The organism is Mycobacterium sp. SM1 (assembly GCF_018361265.1).
GTDB lineage: Bacteria > Actinomycetota > Actinomycetes > Mycobacteriales > Mycobacteriaceae > Mycobacterium.
Window position 1 is genome coordinate 1,290,348 of the sequence record NZ_JAFLNH010000001.1, and the last position, 19,554, is coordinate 1,309,901.

At 67.3% G+C, this 19,554-nt stretch carries 13 protein-coding genes; 10 read left to right on the forward strand and 3 right to left on the reverse strand.

The window, feature by feature from the left end; genetic code table 11:
• The first annotated feature begins 3 nt into the window (after positions 1-3).
• Positions 4-3,249 (forward strand): arabinosyltransferase domain-containing protein, encoded by a 3,246-nt coding sequence (locus MSM1_RS06050; protein ID WP_307857339.1) that lies wholly within the window; start codon positions 4-6, stop codon positions 3,247-3,249.
• A 782-nt stretch (positions 3,250-4,031) separates the two neighbouring features.
• Here the strand turns inward: MSM1_RS06050 and acs are convergent.
• The 3 genes from acs to mftF form a co-directional block, all read right to left on the reverse strand.
• Positions 4,032-5,996, reverse strand: a complete 1,965-nt coding sequence (acs, locus tag MSM1_RS06055) for an acetate--CoA ligase (protein ID WP_236054768.1) — start codon at positions 5,994-5,996, stop codon at positions 4,032-4,034.
• A 150-nt stretch (positions 5,997-6,146) separates the two neighbouring features.
• Positions 6,147-7,313: a pre-mycofactocin synthase MftD gene (gene mftD / locus MSM1_RS06060; protein WP_213440636.1), complete on the reverse strand. Its 1,167-nt coding sequence runs from the start codon at positions 7,311-7,313 to the stop codon at positions 6,147-6,149.
• A complete protein-coding gene (gene mftF, locus MSM1_RS06065) occupies positions 7,310-8,764 on the reverse strand; it encodes a mycofactocin biosynthesis glycosyltransferase MftF (protein ID WP_213440637.1) in 1,455 nt (484 codons plus the stop codon). Before mftF ends, mftD begins: the two co-directional genes overlap by 4 nt.
• 429 nt (positions 8,765-9,193) lie before the next feature.
• Between mftF and mdo the strand changes: the two genes are divergently transcribed.
• The 9 genes from mdo to MSM1_RS06110 all read left to right on the forward strand — a co-directional run bounded on the left by mdo (position 9,194) and on the right by MSM1_RS06110 (position 19,400).
• Positions 9,194-10,486, forward strand: coding sequence for an NDMA-dependent methanol dehydrogenase (gene mdo, locus MSM1_RS06070; protein WP_213440638.1), 1,293 nt, complete (start codon positions 9,194-9,196; stop codon positions 10,484-10,486).
• Positions 10,487-10,584: 98 nt separating this feature from the next.
• The gene (locus MSM1_RS06075; protein WP_213440639.1) at positions 10,585-11,739 is read left to right on the forward strand and encodes a MoxR family ATPase; all 1,155 of its coding nucleotides are present in this window, start codon (positions 10,585-10,587) and stop codon (positions 11,737-11,739) included.
• Positions 11,740-11,752: 13 nt separating this feature from the next.
• Positions 11,753-13,264: a VWA domain-containing protein gene (locus MSM1_RS06080; protein ID WP_213440640.1), complete on the forward strand. Its 1,512-nt coding sequence runs from the start codon at positions 11,753-11,755 to the stop codon at positions 13,262-13,264.
• Positions 13,265-13,302: 38 nt separating this feature from the next.
• Positions 13,303-14,241 (forward strand): mycofactocin oligosaccharide methyltransferase MftM, encoded by a 939-nt coding sequence (gene mftM / locus MSM1_RS06085; RefSeq protein WP_236054771.1) that lies wholly within the window; start codon positions 13,303-13,305, stop codon positions 14,239-14,241.
• 216 nt (positions 14,242-14,457) lie between these two features.
• The gene (locus MSM1_RS06090; RefSeq protein WP_213440641.1) at positions 14,458-16,335 is read left to right on the forward strand and encodes a propionyl-CoA synthetase; all 1,878 of its coding nucleotides are present in this window, start codon (positions 14,458-14,460) and stop codon (positions 16,333-16,335) included.
• A 50-nt stretch (positions 16,336-16,385) separates the two neighbouring features.
• A complete protein-coding gene (locus tag MSM1_RS06095) occupies positions 16,386-17,438 on the forward strand; it encodes a zinc-dependent alcohol dehydrogenase family protein (RefSeq protein ID WP_213440642.1) in 1,053 nt (350 codons plus the stop codon).
• 118 nt (positions 17,439-17,556) lie between these two features.
• On the forward strand, positions 17,557-17,904 hold the full coding sequence (locus MSM1_RS06100; protein ID WP_213440643.1) for a nuclear transport factor 2 family protein: 348 nt from the start codon (positions 17,557-17,559) through the stop codon (positions 17,902-17,904).
• Between the two features lie 167 nt (positions 17,905-18,071).
• A complete protein-coding gene (locus MSM1_RS06105; protein WP_213440644.1) occupies positions 18,072-18,899 on the forward strand; it encodes an acyl-ACP desaturase in 828 nt (275 codons plus the stop codon).
• A 294-nt stretch (positions 18,900-19,193) separates the two neighbouring features.
• On the forward strand, positions 19,194-19,400 hold the full coding sequence (locus MSM1_RS06110; RefSeq protein ID WP_213440645.1) for a heavy-metal-associated domain-containing protein: 207 nt from the start codon (positions 19,194-19,196) through the stop codon (positions 19,398-19,400).
• Positions 19,401-19,554 lie beyond the last annotated feature (154 nt).

The following is a 19,554-nucleotide window of genomic DNA, read 5'->3' on the forward strand; positions in this document are numbered from 1 at the left end:
ATCATCGGGGTCGACGGGGCCGACCCCGCCGCCGGGGTGACCCGCGATGGCCGGGCCGCCGGGGATTACCGCATCGCCCGCAGGGTCGCTATCGTCGCCGGCTTGCTCGGCGCCGTGCTCGCGCTGGTCACACCGCTGCTACCGGTCAAACAGACCACCGCCCAACTGACCTGGCCGCAAAACGGCGTCTTCGACAGCGTGGAGGCCCCACTCATCGGCTACGTGGCCACCGACCTGTCCGTCAGCATCCCGTGCCGGGCCGCCGCCGGGCTGGTGCCCGGCACCACCAAAACGGTGCTGCTGTCGACGGTGCCCAAGCAAGCGCCCAACGCCGTCGATCGCGGCCTGCTCATCGAGCGCGCCAACGGTGATCTCGTGGTGGTGGTGCGCAACACCCCGGTGGTCAGCGCCCCGATGAGCCAGGTCCTTAGCCCGGCCTGCCGACGGGTGACCTTCACCGCGCATGCCGACAAGGTGACCGGCGAGTTTGTGGGGCTCACTCAGGGCCCGCACGCCGACCACCCCGGTGCGCCGCTGCGCGGCGAACGCGGCGGCTATGACTTTCGGCCACAAATCGTCGGGCTGTTCACCGACCTGTCCGGGCCGGCGCCGCCGGGAGTGTCATTCTCGGCGACCGTTGACACCCGCTACAGCAGCACACCCACGCCGCTGAAACTGGCCGCGATGGTCCTCGGGGTGACGCTGACCGTGATCGCGCTGGTGGCGCTGCACATCCTGGACCGCTCCGACGGTCTGCGGCACCGGCGATTCCTGCCGCCGCGCTGGTGGTCGTTCAGCGCCTTGGACGGCCTGGTCGCCGCGGTGCTGGTGTGGTGGCACTTCGTCGGTGCCAACACCTCCGACGACGGCTACATCCTGACCATGGCCCGGGTGTCCGAGCACGCCGGGTACATGGCCAACTACTACCGCTGGTTCGGCACGCCCGAGGCACCGTTCGGCTGGTACTACGACCTGCTGGCGCTGTGGGCCCATGTCACCACCGCCAGCATCTGGATGCGGCTGCCGACCCTGGCCATGGCGCTGACCTGCTGGTGGGTGATCAGCCGGGAAGTCATCCCCCGGCTGGGCCACGCCGTCACCCATAGCCGGGCCGCGGCATGGACGGCGGCGGGCATGTTCCTGGCGGTCTGGCTGCCGCTGAACAACGGGTTGCGGCCCGAGCCGATCATCGCCCTGGGCATCCTTTTGACGTGGTGTTCGGTGGAGCGCGCGGTGGCCACCAGCCGGCTGCTGCCGGTGGCGATCGCTTGCATCATCGGCGCGCTGACCCTGTTTTCCGGGCCGACGGGCATCGCGTCCATCGGCGCCCTGCTGGTCGCGATCGGGCCGCTGCGCACGATCATCCACCGTCGCTCCAAGCGGTTTGGCGTGCCGGCGCTGCTGGCACCCATCATGGCCGCGGTCACCGTCACCGTGATCCTGATCTTCCGGGATCAGACCCTCGCGGGCGAGGTCCAGGCGAGCATGCTCAAACGGGCCGTGGGACCCAGCCTGAGCTGGTTCGACGAGCACATCCGCTACGAGCGGTTGTTCATGGCCAGCCCCGATGGGTCGGTGGCGCGGCGATTCGCCGTGCTGGCGCTGGGGGTCGCGCTCGCGGTGTCGGTGGCGATGTCGTTGCGCAAGGGCCGGATTCCGGGGACCGCCGCGGGCCCGAGCCGGCGCATCATCGGCATCACGATCATCTCCTTCGTCGCGATGATGTTCACCCCCACCAAGTGGACACACCACTTCGGGGTGTTCGCCGGGCTGGCCGGATCCCTGGGAGCACTGGCCGCGGTCGCGGTGACCCCGGCCGCGATGCGCTCCCCGCGCAACCGCACGGTGTTCGCCGCCCTGGTGCTGTTCGTGACGGCGTTGTCATTCGCCAGCGTCAACGGCTGGTGGTACGTGTCCAATTTCGGTGTGCCGTGGTCGAACGCGTTCCCGCAATGGAAGTTCGGCTTCACCACCGTGCTGCTCGCGCTGACGGTGCTGACCCTGCTGGTGGCCGCATGGTTTCACTTCGCCTATGACGGTGGCGCCCCGCCGCCCCGGAGGTCTTGGACCCTGGCGCGTATCACCCGGTCCCCGTTGGCGATCGCCTCCTGGGTGCTGGTCTTTTTCGAGGTGCTGTCGCTGACCTTGGGGATGACCGAGCAATATCCCGCGTGGTCGGTCGGGCGGTCCAATCTGCAGGCGGTGCCGGTTTTGGGAACCGGCGAGACCTGCGGGATGGCCGACGACGTGATGGTGGAGCAGGACCCGAACGCCGGCATGCTGGCACCCATCGGGGTTTCGGTGAAGGACGCCCTGGGCGCGAACCTCGACGAGGGTTTCCAGCCTAACGGTATTCCCGCCGACGTCTCCGCCGACCCGGTGATGGAACGCCCGGGTGACCGCAGCTTCGTGGCCGACGACGGGCTTGTGACCAGTAGCGAGGCCGGCACCGAAGGCGGCACCACCGCCGCCCCGGGCATCAACGGCTCCCGGGCCCGGCTGCCCTACGACCTGGACCCGGCCCGCACACCGGTGCTGGGCAGCTGGCGGCCCGGGGTGCAGATCCCGGCCCGGCTGCGATCGGCCTGGTACCGGCTGCCGCCCCGCGAGCACGCCGGGCCGCTGCTGGTGGTGTCGGCCGCCGGGCGATTCGATCCGGGCGAAGTCCAGGTGCAGTGGGCCGGTGATGACGGAAAGCCAACCGGCGCAATGGGATTCGCAGATGTCGGGGCGGCACCGGCCTGGCGTAACCTGCGGGCGCCGATGGCCGCCGTCCCGCGCAGCGCCACCCGGGTTCGGCTGATCGCCGACGACGACGACCTGGCGCCGCAGCACTGGATCGCGCTTACCCCCCCGAGGATTCCTCGTCTTCGCACCCTGCAGAGTGTGGTCGGCTCGACCGACCCGGTGTTGCTGGACTGGTTGGTTGGTCTGGCGTTCCCGTGCCAACGGCCGTTCGGCCATCAAAACGGTGTCATCGAAACGCCGAAGTGGCGCATCCTGCCGGACCGGTTCGGCGCCGAAGCCAACTCGCCGGTCATGGATAAAAACGGTGGCGGGCCACTGGGGATCACCGAGCTGCTGCTACGCGCAACCACCGTCGCCAGCTATCTGAAGGACGACTGGTTCCGGGACTGGGGCGCGTTGCAGAGATTAACGCCCTATTATCCCGACGCCCAACCCGCCCGCCTCCGCCTGGGCTCGGTGACACGCAGCGGACTGTGGAGCCCGGCACCGCTGCGACACTAATCCGGACCCGGCAGACGGCCAACGGGCCATCGCCCGAGGGACATCATCTGCCGCTCTGGCGTTGCCGGCCGATGCGATGGCCGCCAGCCAACGGGGTGAGCTTTGCTCACCCGGCGCTCACCCAGCGGCAACCGATCGGCCGGAGCCGTCCGGGCGGCGAGCACACCACCGGGATTGCCCCACAATGTGCCGAGGCAGAATTCGATTACTTCACCTCAGCAATGGAATTTCGCTACCCGGCCGTCGCCACCTGCTTCATCTGCTGCTCACAGCAGACCTCGCGATGCTCCATCTCGGGTGGGCACGGACACGGCTTTTCGTACACGAGCACCGCACCGCAAGACTCGCACTCGTATCGGTCTCCGGCGCTGCGAGACATCTTGACCTCCCTGAAGGTTTCGGCATATCACCACTCGACCGCGCAATCGCTTCGACAAAGGCTGCGCAGTCGTAAGCGCATCGTACACATATTGGGTTTGAAAAATCCCAGGTTTCGTGGCACTCCTTGTTTCCGGGGGGTTTGCTCTTCGATCCGGCCTTGGCGGGCGGGCACAGCACCTGGATGCAGCTGTGCCGCGTGTTGACGTCGTGCCGTGCCGTCGGATACGACATGGAGGGTGGCCGCGGCACACCCTGCGGCACAGCCCAATCGACGATCAGCTATTCAGTGATCACCCTGCCCGGAATCGTCAGGCGCCGCGGAAACGCCGAAAGCCGATGAGATCGGTTAGCGGGTAGACCGCGGGCTTCTCATCTCTCAGGAAAAGGCTCCGGCGCCGATGTCACGGCTGCGCCTTGGTCTTCCTGCTGGCGCAAATCGCTTCGAACACGCTGGGATCCAACAACGTCGACGTGTCGCCGAGGGGGCGGCCGTCGGCGACGTCACGCAACAACCGCCGCATAATCTTGCCGCTGCGTGTCTTCGGCAGTTCGGGCACCACGTGAATCTCCCGGGGCTTGGCGATCGGTGAGATCTCCCTCGCCACCTCGGCCCGCAGTTCCTCCACGATGTCTGCATCCCGGTGTTTGGCATGCTCTTCTAGAATCACAAATGCGATGATCGCCTGCCCGGTCTGCTCGTCGCTGGCGCCGACGACCGCCGCCTCGGCCACATGCGAATGGCCCACCAGTGCCGACTCGACTTCTGCGGTGGAAATCCGGTGCCCGGAAACGTTCATCACGTCGTCGATGCGGCCCAGCACCCAGATGTTGCCGTCGTCGTCATAGCGCGCCCCGTCACCCGCGAAATACCACCCTTGCTCGGCGAATCGTGACCAGTACTGCTCGCGGTATCGCTCCGGATCCCCCCACACGCCCCGCAGCATGGCCGGCCACGGCTCGTCCAGCACCAGATACCCCTGCGCGTGCTCACCGAATTCGTGGCTGCGCTCAACGGTGTTGCCGTGATCGTCGACGACGCGCGCGGAGATGCCGGGCAATGGCGCGATCGCCGAACCGGGCGTTAAGGTGCTGACCCCGGGCAGCGGCGCGATCATCGCGGCGCCGGTCTCGGTCTGCCACCAGGTGTCAACGATCGGAGTCCGGTTGCCGCCGAGCACTTCTCGATACCAGCGCCACGCCTCGGGGTTGATCGGTTCGCCAACGCTGCCAAGCAGCCGCAGGCTGGACAGGTCATGCGCGTCGGCGAACTCGCGGCCCCACTTCATGAATGTGCGAATCAATGTCGGCGCCGTGTAATAGATAGTCACACCGTACTTTTCGATCACCTGGAAATGCCGGTGCTCGTCCGGGAAGGCCGGGGTTCCCTCATAAACCACCTCGGTGGCGCCGTTGGCCAGCGGTGCATAGACGATGTAGGTGTGCCCGGTGACCCAGCCGATGTCCGCGGTGCACCAGTAGACGTCGGTCTCGGGTTTGATGTCGAACACGCAGTGGTGGGTATAGGCCGATTGGGTCAGGTACCCGCCTGAAGTATGGATGATTCCCCTCGGCTTGCCGGTGGTGCCCGAGGTGTAGAGCAAAAACAGCGGATGTTCGGAGTCGAACGCCGCCGGCGCGTGCACCGGCGATGCCGCGTCGACCGTGTCATGCCACCACAGGTCACGACCGTTGGTCCACGGGACGTCGATTCCGCAGCGCCGCACCACCAGGACATGCTCGACCGACTTTTGATCGGCCACCGCTTCGTCGACGGCCGCCTTGAGCGGCGCCGCGCTGCCGCGCCGGTACTGGCCGTCGGTGGTGATCACCAGCTTCGCCTGGGCGTCCTGGATACGGGCCCGCAGCGCCGTCGCGGAAAACCCGGCGAACACCACGCTGTGCAGCACCCCCAACCGCGCGCACGCCAGCATGGCCACGATCGCCTCGGGCACCATCGGCATGTAGATCACCACGCGATCGCCGGGGACCACTCCCAGGTCGCTCAGCGTGTTGGCGGCCCGGCACACCTCGGCCAGCAGCTCAGCGTAGGTCAGGGTGCGACGATCCCCGATCGGCTCACCCTCCCAGTGAATCGCCACCCGGTCGCCGTGGCCGGCCTCGACATGACGGTCAACGCAGTTATAGGCCACGTTGAGCTTGCCGCCGACGAACCACCTCGCAAATGGCGCGTTCGACCAGTCCAGCACCTCGCTGAACGGGGTGTCCCAGGTTAAACGGCCGGCCTGTTTGGCCCAGAACGCCAAACGGTCCCTCTCGGCATCGCGGTACAGCTCTTCCGTCGCGTTCGCGTCGGCGGCGAACTCTGCCGGTGGCGGATAAGACGTTGCGGTGTCAGTCTCGGCCATGCGAGCAAGGGTAGCCATCCAAGGTTGTCGCAACGTTGGCCGTCGCGTCGGCCAGTGCCCGGCCGTGGCGCGGGCAAAACCGGCCCCATAGGGCCGATCGGCCGGGTTGCCACCACCGGCGGCCCCATAGGGCCGATCGCTCGGCGCTGCTCACAGGTTTCTGGTGAAGCCCGGCAGCACAACAACGTCTTGGCTGCTCAATTCGGTGACCGAGGAGCGCGCCAGGCCCCGCATGGCCGAATCGATGCCGCCGCGAATGACGTCCAGGACGTTTTCCACCCCGCTCTGGCCGGCGGCGGCCAGCCCCCACAGGTAAGCACGCCCGATCATCACCGCGCGGGCGCCGAGCGCGAGCGCCTTGACCACGTCGCTGCCGCGCCGCACCCCCCCGTCGAGCAACACCTCGACCTCGGCGCCGACCGCCTCGGCCACGGCCGGCAACGCCCGCACCGAAGCCGGCGTGGTGTCGAGGTTATTGCCACCGTGGTTGGAGACCGAGATCGCGGTGGCTCCGGCGTCCACGGCTCGCTTGGCATCATCGACCCGCATCACGCCCTTCAGCATCCACGGCCCGCCCCACGACTCGCCGAACCACCTGATGTCCTCCCACGTGGGAGGCGGGGTTTGCATCCACTCACCGTAGGCGCCGAAAAAGGTCGGCGGCGCCTGTCCGGGGGCAGCCATGTTGGGAACGGTCAAATCGGGCATGCTGCGGGCCCGGGCAAACGACGCCAGCCAGCGCGGGTGGGACAACGCCTCCGGGGCGTAGCGCAGCAGGGCGCGGAAATCCATCCGCTCGGGAATCGCGGGACTGCCCCAGTCCCGGCCATGCGAGAAGGACCAATCCAGCGTCAAGATGAGCCCTGCGACACCGGCTGCGCGCGCTCGATCAATCCGTTGCGTGATCTGTTCTTTGCCCCCCGACCAGTAGATCTGTAAAAACGTCTTCGGGTTTGCCGCAACGATTTGCTCGACCGGTCTGCTCGCGAACGAGCTGAGGCCCATCGCGGTGCCCCGGGACGCGGCTGCGCGCGCCGCCGCCAGCTCTCCATCGGGGTGCACGGCTTGCACGCCGACAGGCGAGATGATCACCGGCAGCGCGATCTCCTGACCCATCACGGTCGTCGTCAGATCACGCTGCGCGGACTGGCCGGCCACATGCGGGGCGAACTGCACTTCATTGAACGCGGCGACGTTGTCCTTGAGGGTAAAGCCGGCTTCTGACCCCGCGATCAACGCCGCATAAACCGACTTCGGCAATCGGCGCCGGGCCAACCGCTGAGCCTGCGCGACCGTTTCGAACCAACCACCGCTCATGGCCGATGTCCTTTACGTCGAACTCTTCGGTGAATCGTTAGCAATCTCGGCAAGGCGCACCACGGCGGCCGGATGACGGCCGGCCGAACGGCAATGAGAGTACGCTGTCGCAGGCACCCGGCCCAGACCCCGGCGCCGTAGCTGATGTTCGCGGCCAGGTGTCCGGCAAGAAATCGGATGGGATCCGGCTGGGCTGCACCGGAGAACAGCGCCCGAAGGGGTGCGGCCAGCAACAGGGCGGCGATCACCGTGCGCCGATGCCGTCTCGGGCCGCGCCCCGCAAAGACCGCCGGCACGAGCACCGGCCCGGCGAATTGCGTGCAGTAGCGCCCGATGGCGAACCACGTTTGCGCGATGCCGTCGAAAGCCAGCCTGATGACCGCCGAACGCGGCAGCCCGCAGCGGCGCCGTCGACCGGTCGCCGGCAACACGGACAGCATCGCGATCAGGGCGGCCGGCGCCGGGCGGCGGGCCATCAGACACAGCAGCACTGCGGTCGGCCACGGGTGCAAGACCAGCGGGGCGATCGCCGAGGGGTGCCGCCGCCCGAGCGGCGCCGCGGACGTGCCGTAGCGGAATCGCCGCGCCAGCAGGCCGGCCCAGTGCTCGGGTTCGGAGTGCATGACACGAACTTCGGGCTGATAGCGAATCAGTTTGCCCGCTTCGTGGATGCGCCAGATCAGATCCACGTCCTCGCCGTAGCGCAGGCGTTCGTCGAAGGCACCGATCTCCTGCAGCACGGCGCGGCGCACCAGCAGCGCCGCCGTGGGAACGTACGCCACCGCCGTCCCCGGCATGACGCGACATTCCCGATCGCCCATGTCCAGCGCGCCCAGGCTCGACGCGAACCGCCCGGCCGAAGTCGACGACGCCATCGCCACGATCCGGGGGGCCACCGCTGCGACCAGGGGGTCGGCGAAATAAGCGGCCAGCGGCTCGATCCAGTCATCCGCGCAGACGCAGTCGCTATCCAAAAAGGCGATCAATTCGGTCCCGACCGCCTCGACGCCCGTGTTTCGAGCTGCGGCCGGACCACCTCTTTCCCGCCGAATCACTGTTGCGCCAAAGTCTTTCCCCGCGGCAGCGATCTCCGCCGGGTCGGCTGACCCGTCGTCGACGACGATCGTCGGATAGCGGGGCGGCAGCGAGGCAAGACAGCGCCGCAACATTTGGGCACGATCACGCACCGGGATGATGACCGTCACCGCGGGCAGCACGGGCGCCGCCGGCGGGCGGGGATGGGCCACGCCGGCGTCGGTCAGTTGTCGCCCCAGAACGCGTGCGCCCGCGGAGTGGGCCGGGCCTTGGGCCAACTCGGCCCAGGCCTGCTGCCCCGCCGGGGTGAGCCGCAGCACCCGCGGCGGTGAGCCCCCAAGTAGCGTCTGGGCGTCGACAAGCGTGGTTCTCGTATCCAGGGCAACCGAAAAGCCTGCCGGCAGAGGGCATCTCACTGCAATTATCCCCCATCGACGGGAAAGACGGCGAAGACGCGCCGCATACGACGGTACCCGGCCGGTCAGACGCCATGGTTCTGCGGTGGACATGCGCACGGCATCGTCGAGTCGTGGCGCAACTTTACCGGTGCGGGTGCCTCGCCCCGATTACCCGCGGGCCGAGGCAACCAGGCCCGCCGGCCGGTTGTTGTCTCGGGCCATCCGGCCCAAAGACCTAGCCGACGGACCCGTGCGGGACGGAATTTTGGCAAAAGTCTTTCCCGGAGTCTTCCCCGGAGAATGGGGCAGGCTATAGGTTAGAACGCGCCCAGCGAGGCGCGTAGGCGTCGGTGGTGCGCAGCCGTCACGAAAATGTCGGGACGCTTGACGACTTCGACACGACGCGCGTCGCGACATTGGTGTCGCACAGAAAGGTCCGATGAGACAATGCAGGTCGAGGAACTCCTCAAGCCGTTTCCGATCAAGGAATTCCATCCCTTCCCCCGGGCGCTTCTCGGGCCCGGTGCGCACGAATTGATCGGCCCCGAGGCGCTCAAGCTCGGTTTCAAGAAGACGCTGGTGATGACGAGCGGGCTGCGTGGTTCGGACACCGTGCACAAGATCGTCGAATCGTGTAAGTGGCACGGGCTGGAAGTCGTCGTCTACGACAAAGTGGAATCGAATCCCAAAGACTATAACGTCATGGACGCGGTCGAGCTGTACCAGAAAAATTCATGCGACAGCTTCATTTCGATCGGCGGCGGGTCATCGCACGACGCCTGTAAGGGTGCCCGGATTTCGGTGGCGCACGACGGTCGCAACATCAACGAATTCGAGGGATTCAACAAATCCGAGAACCCCAAGAACCCGCCGCACATCGCGGTGTCCACGACGGCGGGAACGGGCTCGGAGACCTCGTGGGCGTATGTGATCACCGACACCACCACGAACCCCGACAAACCGCACAAATATGTCGCGTTCGACGACGCGTGCGTGACCACGCTGGCAATCGATGACCCCGTGCTCTATTACGATTGCCCGATCGCTTTCACCGCGCAGTGCGGCTTCGATGTCTTGGCCCACGCCTCGGAACCCTACGTGTCCCGGCTGAATTTCGCGCCGTCGCTGGGCAGCGCCCTCTACGCGATCAAGCTCACGGCCGAAAACCTGCGGGAGGCGACCTGGAACGGTCAGGACCTGCCCGGCCGGGAGGGCATGATGTACGCCCAATACATCGCCGCCCAAGCCTTCAACTCCGGTGGTCTTGGCATCATCCACTCGATCTCGCACGCCGTCAGCGCCTTCTACGACACCCATCACGGGCTCAACAACGCCATCGCGCTGCCCCGGGTCTGGGCCTTCAACATGCCCGTCATGTACAAGCGCTTCGCCGAGATCGCCGACGCGATGGGTGTCGACACCTCGGGCCTGACCGACGTGCAGGCCGCCGATCAGGCGCTGGCCGCCGCGGTTCGGCTGCTGCGCGATGTGGGCATTCCCGAGAAGTTCACCGACGTCAAACAGGACAGCTACCTCAAGAATCGCCTGGGGCAAGGGCCGACGAAGTTCTACGAGCAGCGCAAGGTCATCAAGGGTGACAAGGAGGATATCGACAACATCACCAACCACGTGCTAGGTGACGCGTGCACGCCGGGGAACCCCAAAGAGTGTACTTTCGAGACCGTACGACCCGTGGTGGAGCATTGCCTCAACGGCGACCTCGACGATCTGCTTAGCTGATGGTCGCCGCCCCGGGGTCGCCGATCGGTTGATTGGCGCCCCCGGGGCATCCCGGGCGCATCCCCGGGTCGCCGTGACGACTAGCGAAAGGACTTTGGGTGGAAGCCCTAGTGCGAGCCCCGTTCGACACCGTCGACGATGTCATAGCGGCGTTGGCCGAACACGGCTACATCGCGGATCGCGCGCTGGCCACCACCGTGTTCCTGGTCACCCGCATGGACAAGCCCGTGCTGCTGGAGGGACCGGCGGGGGTCGGCAAGACCGAGCTGGCGAAGGCGCTGGCGCTCGCGACGGGGCGGCGCTTACTTCGGCTGCAGTGTTACGAGGGCCAGGACGAGACGAAGGCGCTCTACGAGTGGGACTATGGCAAGCAGCTCCTCTACACCCAAATCCTGCGGGAGAAAATCGGGCAAGTCATCGCCGATGCCGAGGACCTGAAAGAAGCCGTCGAGCGGATCGGCGCACAAGAAAGCGTCTTTTTCTCCGAGCGGTTCCTTGCCCCTCGCCCCCTCTTGGAGGCGATTCGCTCCGAGCAACCGGTGGTGCTGCTGATCGACGAGATCGACCGGGCCGACGAAGCCCTGGAGGCGGTGCTGCTGGAAATGCTCGGCGAATACCAGGTCTCGGTGCCGGAAATCGGAACCTTCTCCGCAAAGCAACCACCGTATGTGGTGCTGACGTCCAACAACACCAGGGATCTCGCCGCGGCGCTGAAACGGCGATGCCTGCATTTGTTTCTCGACTATCCCTCCGCCGAGCGTGAGCTGCAGATCGTCAAAAGCAAAAAAACCGGGTTACCCGATGCCCTGGCGGCGCAATTGGTCGACATCGTGCGCGCCCTGCGCGAATTGGACCTGCGTAAGGCGCCCAGCATCTCCGAGACCATTGATTGGGCCCGCACGCTGGCGGTGCTGGGCGCCGAGGAGATAACCGCGTCGACCCTGGCCGCGACGATATCGGTGGTGGCCAAGTACGAAAGGGACGTCGACAAGGCGCTGCAGGCGCTGCCGCGGCTGGTGGACCCGAACGCGAAAATCCCCGACTCGCTGGCCGCGCACCACCACCACGACCATCACAATCACCACCACGTGCACGACGACGCTGCCGGCGTCCCGGCGATCCGCACCGCTGCCGGCCATCCTGACCCGCCGGGCACCCCGGCTGCGCCGGCGGCGGCACCGCGTCGCGGATCGAATGGGCAGGTCAGCTCGGGGCAGGCGAACCTCTCATTTGCCCGTCGCCGGAAGTTTTAAAGGCCGACCGGCCGTGGAAGCCGCGATTCACCGCTTTGTTCGGCTGCTTCGGCTCTCCGGGTTACGCATCTCCGTTTCCGAGGCGCTGGACGCGATGCGCTGTTCGGGCCAGCCGGGGATGCTGGCCGACCGGGACGCCCTGCGATGCGCTTTGCGCCTGGCGCTGGTGAAGGATCGCCGCGACCTACCGACATTCGAATCGGTCTTCGAGGCGTTTTTCGCGCTGATTCGCGTCGGTGTCCCCGACGAGCACACCCATGCTCACCGCCATGACGACCTGGCAGACACCGGCCAGCTGGAGTCGGTCACGATGTCCGAGCGGCCCAGCGACCTGCCCCTGCAGACCCATCAGCATGGGCCGCCCGTTGACATTCGGGAGTTTTTCGATCCCGATGACCTGGCGGAGCAATTCAACCTGCACCAAGAAGCCAACACGATCGACCTGGCGGCGCTCACCGAGGAGGTGATGCTCACGAAGGGCGGCGACCCCGCGGGGGCGGAGCTGCCCCGGGTGCAGTTGGAGACCAACCGGCTGCACGGTGCCGGCCCGCCGGGAAAGCTGTCCCAGGCATCCGGCACGAAAGTCGATGCCGATCTAAGCGTCGCGCAGCAAGAGATCCTGCTGTCGTGGCTGAACGCGATCGACGACGAGGCCGATAGCGGCGACGGCCAGGCCGCGCGGCAGCGGCTCGCCGGCGCGCTGGCCAATCTGCCGGAGGCAATCAAGCGGTACTTGGAGGCATTGCTGGCCCTGGAGCGCCGCATCGTCGAGTCCGCCCAGCGCCATCAAACGACCGCGGCGGCTCTCGGCGAAGCCGAGCGCGCCGCGCTCGAGGAGTCGCTGCGGCGCCTGACGCGGACCTTTCACGGCGCGCTGACCAGCCGGGTGTCGCCCGGCCGCGGCCGTATCGATCCGTGCCGAACCATGCGCCGCAACATGCGCTACGACGGGATCCCGTTTACCCCGATCACCGTCAGGCACACCGAAGACAAGCCCCGGCTGGTCGTCCTGGCGGACGTGAGCTTGTCGGTGCGGGCAACCGCCCGCTTCACCCTGCACCTCGTGCACGGGCTGCAGCACCTGTTCTCGCAGGTCAGGTCGTTTGCCTTCGTCGCCGACATCATCGAGCTCACGGACCTGTTCACCGACCGCGCCGCCGACGAGGCGCTGGCCGCGGTGTTCGGCGGTGAGCTGCTCGACGTGGACGCCAACTCGAACTATGGACTCGCGTTCGGCCAGTTCCTGGCCGAGCATCGGTCGGCCGTCACCCGCCGCACCACCGTCCTGGTGCTCGGGGACGGCCGCGGCAACGGCAACGACCCCAATCTGGCCGCCTTCGAGGCGATCGCGCGGGCCGCCCGGGAAGTCATCTGGCTCACCCCGGAGCCACGGCATTCGTGGCGGCTCGGCGGCTGCGACTTGCCGGCCTACGCGCAGCGCTGCAGCCGGGTCGAGGTGGTGCGCGACCTCTCCGGGCTGGAGCGCGCCGCGTTCGCCATCGCCGACAGGACCGCGCCCAAGTAGCCGCGCGTGCAGCGTCAACCCCGAATCTGGTGTCCGTCATGTCCGTATGTCCGGAGCCGTTTCGGGCGTTCCCGCCCGGGGTGTACCACGATGCCCGGGTGGACGTCCGCCACCGCCGGGCGGGCTACCCGGGTGCCACGCTGGTCGCCCGGACCGCGCACTTTGAGCTGTACCGACGCCCGGGGCGGTGGTGCGTGGTCCATGAGCTGCAACCACACCAGGTGAGCGCCGAGCTCACCGCCGTGCTCGTCGATGAGTTGTTCGCCCCCGGCTGGCTGCAGGGCAACCCGATGTTCGAAAGCGTGTTCACCGGGTTGGTGCGCTCCACAATCGACGATCCGCTGCAGGCATGGCTGGTGTTCTACCGGAACACCCTCGGCGCGCTTCGTAAAGCCCGAACCGCGGGGCCCCGTGGCCGCGCTCCCGGCACAACCGCCGGGATGGCTCCCGTCTACGAACGCGCCGTGACGTTGGTGCCGGAAGGCCGGGTGCTGGATCTGGGCTCCTGCTTTGGCATCCTGCCGCTGCTCCTGGCACGCAATCAGCGGTATTCGGTGACGGCAAGCGATATCTCGGCGCCCACGATGACACTGCTCGCCAGGATCGCCCGCGCCTTGCGCCGGCGTGTCGACACGATCGCCTGCGACGCCGCTCGGGTCCCCCTGGCCGATCGTGCCGTCGACACCGTGACCGCCATCCATCTGCTCGAGCACCTGGCTCCCGAGCACGCGATGGCGGTGCTGCGTGAAGCGCTTCGGCTGGCCCGCGGCAGCGTGATCGTCGCGGTGCCCTTCGAGGCCGAGCCCGACCCCACATTCGGTCACCGGCAGACATTCGACGTGTCCACGCTCACCGAGATCGGCCACCGCCTGGGCACCCGCTTCGTCGTCTCGGAACATCACGGCGGCTGGCTGGTGCTGTTTCCGGAGTGCGCCGACCCGGCTGCCCACAAGTCGACCGCCGACCCGTTCGGCTAGCGGGCGGCTCTGGGGCGCTGCCGCGGGGCTGCCCGCCTGGGTGCCGGCGGCGCGAGCAGCTGGGGGAACCAACGTGAAACCAACCTCTCGGCCCTACGCTGGGACCGTCACCGGCGCCGGGCGCGCCACCCGAAGAGGCAATCAGGATGAACCGTCGATGACCACCACCTCGCGACCGGGTCGATGGAGGTGCCTTTTTCCGGAGGTCTCTCCACGATGAGCACCGGCAGATATCGGGAGCTCTTCGAGACCAGCCTGAAGGATCCCTCCGGTTTCTGGGGCGATGCGGCGCGCGCGGTCACGTGGACCCGCGAGCCGCAGCGGGTGCTCGACGACAGCAATCCGCCGTTTTACCGGTGGTTTCCCGACGCGGAACTAAACACCTGCGCCAATGCGCTGGATCGCCACGTCGCCGGCGGGCGTGGCGAGCAGCCGGCGCTGATCTACGACTCGCCGGTGACCGGCGCCCAGCGCACGTACACCTACCGGGAACTGCTGGAGGTGACCTCACGGTTCGCCGGGGCGCTGCGCGCGCTCGGGGTGGGCAAGGGCGACCGCGTGGTGATCTACCTGCCGATGATCCCCGAGGCCGTGGTGGCCATGCTCGCGTGCGCGCGCCTGGGCGCCGTGCACTCGGTGGTGTTCGGCGGCTTCGCCGCCCACGAGCTCGCGACCCGCATCGACGACGCCCAGCCGGCCGTCGTGGTCTCGGCCTCGTGCGGCATCGAGCCGACCCGGGTCGTCGAGTACAAGCCGATGCTGGACGCCGCGTTGCAACTGTGCACGCACCAGCCGGCCGCGTGCGTCATCGTGCAACGTGACCAGCATCGCTGCCCGTTGACCGCGGGCCGCGACCTGGACTGGCACGAGCTGATCGCCAACGCCCAGCCCGTCGACCCGGTGCCGGTAGCGGCCACCGACCCGCTGTACATCCTTTACACCTCGGGCACCAGCGCGGCACCGAAGGGCATCGTCCGTGACAACGGCGGGCACGCCGTCGCGCTGCTGTGGAGCATGCGCCACATCTACGACGTCGAACCGGGTGAGGTGTTTTGGGCGGCTTCCGACGTGGGCTGGGTGGTCGGCCACTCCTACATCGTGTACGGCCCGCTGCTGCACGGCGCGACGACGGTGCTCTACGAGGGCAAACCCGTCGGCACCCCGGACGCGGGGGCGTTTTGGCGGGTGGCATCCCAGCATGGCGTGAAGGCCCTGTTCGCGGCCCCGACCGCGATCCGGGTGATCCGCAAGGAGGATCCCGAAGGCACGCGCATCGCCCGCTACGACCTGTCCGCGCTGCGCTACCTGTTCCAGGCCGGGGAGCGGCTCGACCCCGACACCTACACCTGGGCCTCACAGAAGCTGGGCATTCCGGTGATCGACCACTGGTGGCAGACCGAAACCGGCTGGGCGATCGCCGCCAACCCGATGGGCGTGGAGCCGCTGCCGATCAAACCCGGGTCACCCACCGTGCCGATGCCCGGCTATGACGTGCGCATTTTGCGTGCCGACGGCTCTGGGTGCGAGCCCGGTGAGGAGGGCGCGATCTGTATCAGGTTGCCGCTGCCGCCGGGCACATTGCCCACCCTCTGGCGTGACGACGACCGCTATGAGGCGTCGTATCTGTGTGAGCATCCCGGCTACTACCTCACCGGCGACGGCGGATACCTCGACGAGGACGGCTACCTGTTCGTGATGGGACGTATCGACGATGTCATCAACGTTGCCGGACACCGGCTTTCGACCGGGGCCATCGAAGCGGTGCTGGCGGCGCATCCCGCTGTGGCCGAGTGCGCCGTGATCGGTATCGCCGACGAGATCAAGGGTGAGGTGCCACGCGGATTCGTGGTGCTGAAGGCCGGCGCTTCCGCCGAGGGCCTGGCCGAGGAGCTCATCCAGCTGGTGCGCGATGAAATCGGCGCGGTCGCCGCCTTCAAGCAGGTGCAGGTCGTCGCGGCGCTGCCGAAAACCCGCTCGGGCAAAATCCTGCGCAAGACCATGCGCGGCATCGCCCACGGCAAAGACGAGCCGGTCCCGTCCACCATCGAAGACGCGGCCGTGCTGGATGCGTTGAAGCCGATCCTGCGGCCCTGAGCCGCGGGTAGACCCAAGAGCCACACGCCAACGAAGGAGGGTGCAGTGCAGTGAAGGCGCTGGTGTATCACGGAGCCGGAAAGAAAGCCTGGGAAGACGTTCCCGACCCGCGCATCGAGAAGCCGACGGATGCGGTGGTGCGTGTCGATGCGGTCACGATCTGCGGCACCGACCTGCACATCCTGGGTGGCGATGTCCCCGAGGTGACCCCCGGGCGGATCCTTGGGCATGAGGCCGTGGGAACCGTCACCGCGGTCGGCTCGGGCGTGCACACCCGTGCGGTGGGGGATCGAGTGCTGGTGTCGTGCATCAGCTCATGCGGCAGCTGCCGGTATTGCCGCCAGGGCAGCTACGGGCAGTGCCTGGGCGGGGGCGGCTGGATCCTCGGTCACCTGGTCGACGGCACCCAGGCCGAGTACGTGCGAGTGCCGTTCGCCGACAATTCCACCCACAAGGTGCCCGCCGGGATCGGTGCCGAGCAAATGCTCATGCTCGCCGACATCCTGCCCACCGCCTATGAAGTCGGTGTCCTCAACGGCCGGGTCCGTCCCGCCGATGTCGTGGCCATCGTCGGCTCCGGCCCGATCGGGTTAGCGGCAATCCTGACGGCGAAGTTGTTCAGCCCCAGCCACATCGTGGCTATCGATGTGGCGGACTCGCGATTGAAGGCGGCGCAGGAGTTCGGCGCCGACGTGGTCGTCAACGCCGACGCCGACGACCCGGCGACGGTGATCGCCGAGCTGACCGGGGGTTTGGGGGCGGATGTCGCGATGGAGGCCGTCGGCCGGCCGGACACCTTCGAGCAGGCGGTGCGCTTGGTGCGCCCGGGCGGGCATGTCGCTAACATCGGGGTCCACGGCGAGCCGGCGATGCTGCACCTCGAGAATATCTGGATCAAAAACCTCACCATCACCACCGGTTTGGTCGACACCTTTTCCACGCCGACTTTGATCGACCTGGTTGCCAGTGGCCGGCTGGACACCGCACCGATGATCACCCACAGGTTCGCTCTCGATGAGTTCGAGACCGCCTACGACGTGTTCAGCCGCCCCGCCGACACCGCGGCGCTCAAGGTGCTGCTCAGTGCGCCTGCCGCTAACTGACGTCCGGCCGACCGCACTAGCCGAGGGGAGGGCCGAAAAGGCCGCCGCGACCATTGATACTGTTGGCCGCACCCCCAAGCTTTTGGGGCTCCCCCGCACAACCTGTGAAGGACCTACGATGCCACGCACTCCCGAGGAAATACTCACCCACCATGCCCAGGCGCTCGCCGCCGGGGACCTCGATGAGATCGTCACCGATTATGCCGATGACGCGATCTTCATCTCACCGGGCGGGGTCAGGCGCGGCAGGGACGGCGTTCGCGCCGCGTTCACGGAGCTGCTCGAGGCCATCCCGAACGCGGCGTGGGAGGTGAAAACCCAGCTCTTCGCCGATGACGTGCTCTTTCTGGAATGGGCGGCCGATTCCGCGAAGGCCCGCGTCGACGACGGGGTCGATACCTTCGTGTTTGCCGATGGATCGATCCGGGTGCAAACCGTGCGCTACACCCCGCGCCCCAAGGGATAACGCGCCATCCGGTGAAACTCGCCGGACCGGCGAGCGCCGACAGCGGGCCCCGGCTGGCAGCCCGGAGCAGTCCCGCACAGTGACGCACGGTGCCGCTCGCAGGGCCGCGAGCATCCGCGCCGGGGCGCGGCGTCTGCGGCGGTCACGCAGTGGATTAGTTTAGCTGCATGTCAGTCGAACGCGTGGCTTCACCATTGATGCTTGAACTCGAACCGGTCATCGTCGATACCTACTCGCGTCACATCGAAACGGCCACACCGTGGTATGCGCACGACTACGTGCCCTATGAGCGGGGCCGCAATTTCGCGTCCCTCGGCGGCTGCGACTGGGACCCGTCCCAGGTCACGCTGCCGGGCCACGTCACCGACGCCCTGCAGATCATGCTGATCACCAAGGATGGCCTGGTCGGCTACTACCACCGGCTGGCGGAGCATTTCGTCTTGGCGGGCTGGTGGGGCAAGTGGATCGGCCGGTGGAGCGCCGACGAGAGCCGGCACGCGTTCGCGCTGCGCCAGAACCTGGTGCTGACCCGTCAGATCGACCCTGTCGCCAACGACGCGGTCCGTGTCGAGCAGGTGATGAAGGTCCGCCCCACCGACGACCACACACAGGTTGAGGAACTGGTGCTCATGACGTTGTGGGAGCGCGCGCACGCGGTGTTTCTGCGGCGCCTGGCCGCGCAGATCGACGAACCCGTGCTGCGTCGCCTTGTCGAGGTCATCGCCGCCGACGAGGAGCGCCACGAGACTTTTTTTGCCGAGATTGTGCGGGCCTGCCTGCGCATTGTGCCCGCCGCCACGATCGCGGCGATCGTTGCGTGCGCACTGGAGCTGCAGGTGGTCGGCGCGGATATCGACGCGTATAAAGACAAGGTCCGCAATGTTGCCGAGGCCGGCATATTCGGGCCGGCCACCCTGCGCGACGTGATCTCTGATCGCATCAAGGCCTGGAACCTGGCGCAGCTTCCCGAGCTGAGCGCGTTCATCGTCACCTAAGCGGTCCTCGCCGCCGGCGGCAAACCTATCAAAGGGGTCGTTTAAGGCGGGCCGCGGCACCACCGGTCATCCGGGCTCTCGGCATTGGTCCGGCATGGTCGTCTTGAAGGCTTGAAGGGCGCGCCGGGCAGTCGCCGGGCAGCAACCTCGGCGCCGCCCGGCGCGGGGCACGAGCCGGTACCGAGCTTTCCGCACCGGCGTAAGGTCGTGCCGTGGGCCAATTTCCCCACGCCTCACCCCACCGGGATGGATCTAAGCCATTCGAGCAGGTAGTCGATGCAGGAAGGAACAGACATGAGCGCACTGACGGTTACGGTCAGCGGGATGACGTGCGAGCACTGCGTCAAATCCGTGCGCGAGGAGGTTGGCAACATCCCCGGGGTCACGGCTGTGGACGTGGATCTGGCCAGCGGCAAAATGACCGTCAAAAGCGATGGCCCGATCGACGCCGATGCGGTCAAGAACGCCGTAGAAGAGGCAGGCTACCAGCTGGCCGGCTAAGAGCCCGCCGCCGTCCGCTCCAATGCGCGGGGTTGGGAACCGCTAGCGGCTTTGTCGGCTTATCGGCCATTCGCGACCCGCCGGGCCTGCCAGATGTTGCCCTCAGGCAGGCCGAGCAACGTTTAGCCAACCTTTGCATGTCAGTTTGGTCACA

Coding starts and splice junctions, on each gene's coding strand:
- MSM1_RS06110 (WP_213440645.1), top strand. CDS start 19,194: ATGAGCGCACTGACGGTTACGGTCAGCGGGATGACGTGCGAGCACTGC.
- mdo (WP_213440638.1), top strand. CDS start 9,194: ATGCAGGTCGAGGAACTCCTCAAGCCGTTTCCGATCAAGGAATTCCAT.
- MSM1_RS06105 (WP_213440644.1), top strand. CDS start 18,072: ATGTCAGTCGAACGCGTGGCTTCACCATTGATGCTTGAACTCGAACCG.
- MSM1_RS06100 (WP_213440643.1), top strand. CDS start 17,557: ATGCCACGCACTCCCGAGGAAATACTCACCCACCATGCCCAGGCGCTC.
- acs (WP_236054768.1), bottom strand. CDS start 5,996: ATGGCCGAGACTGACACCGCAACGTCTTATCCGCCACCGGCAGAGTTC.
- MSM1_RS06090 (WP_213440641.1), top strand. CDS start 14,458: ATGAGCACCGGCAGATATCGGGAGCTCTTCGAGACCAGCCTGAAGGAT.
- mftM (WP_236054771.1), top strand. CDS start 13,303: ATGTCCGTATGTCCGGAGCCGTTTCGGGCGTTCCCGCCCGGGGTGTAC.
- mftD (WP_213440636.1), bottom strand. CDS start 7,313: ATGAGCGGTGGTTGGTTCGAAACGGTCGCGCAGGCTCAGCGGTTGGCC.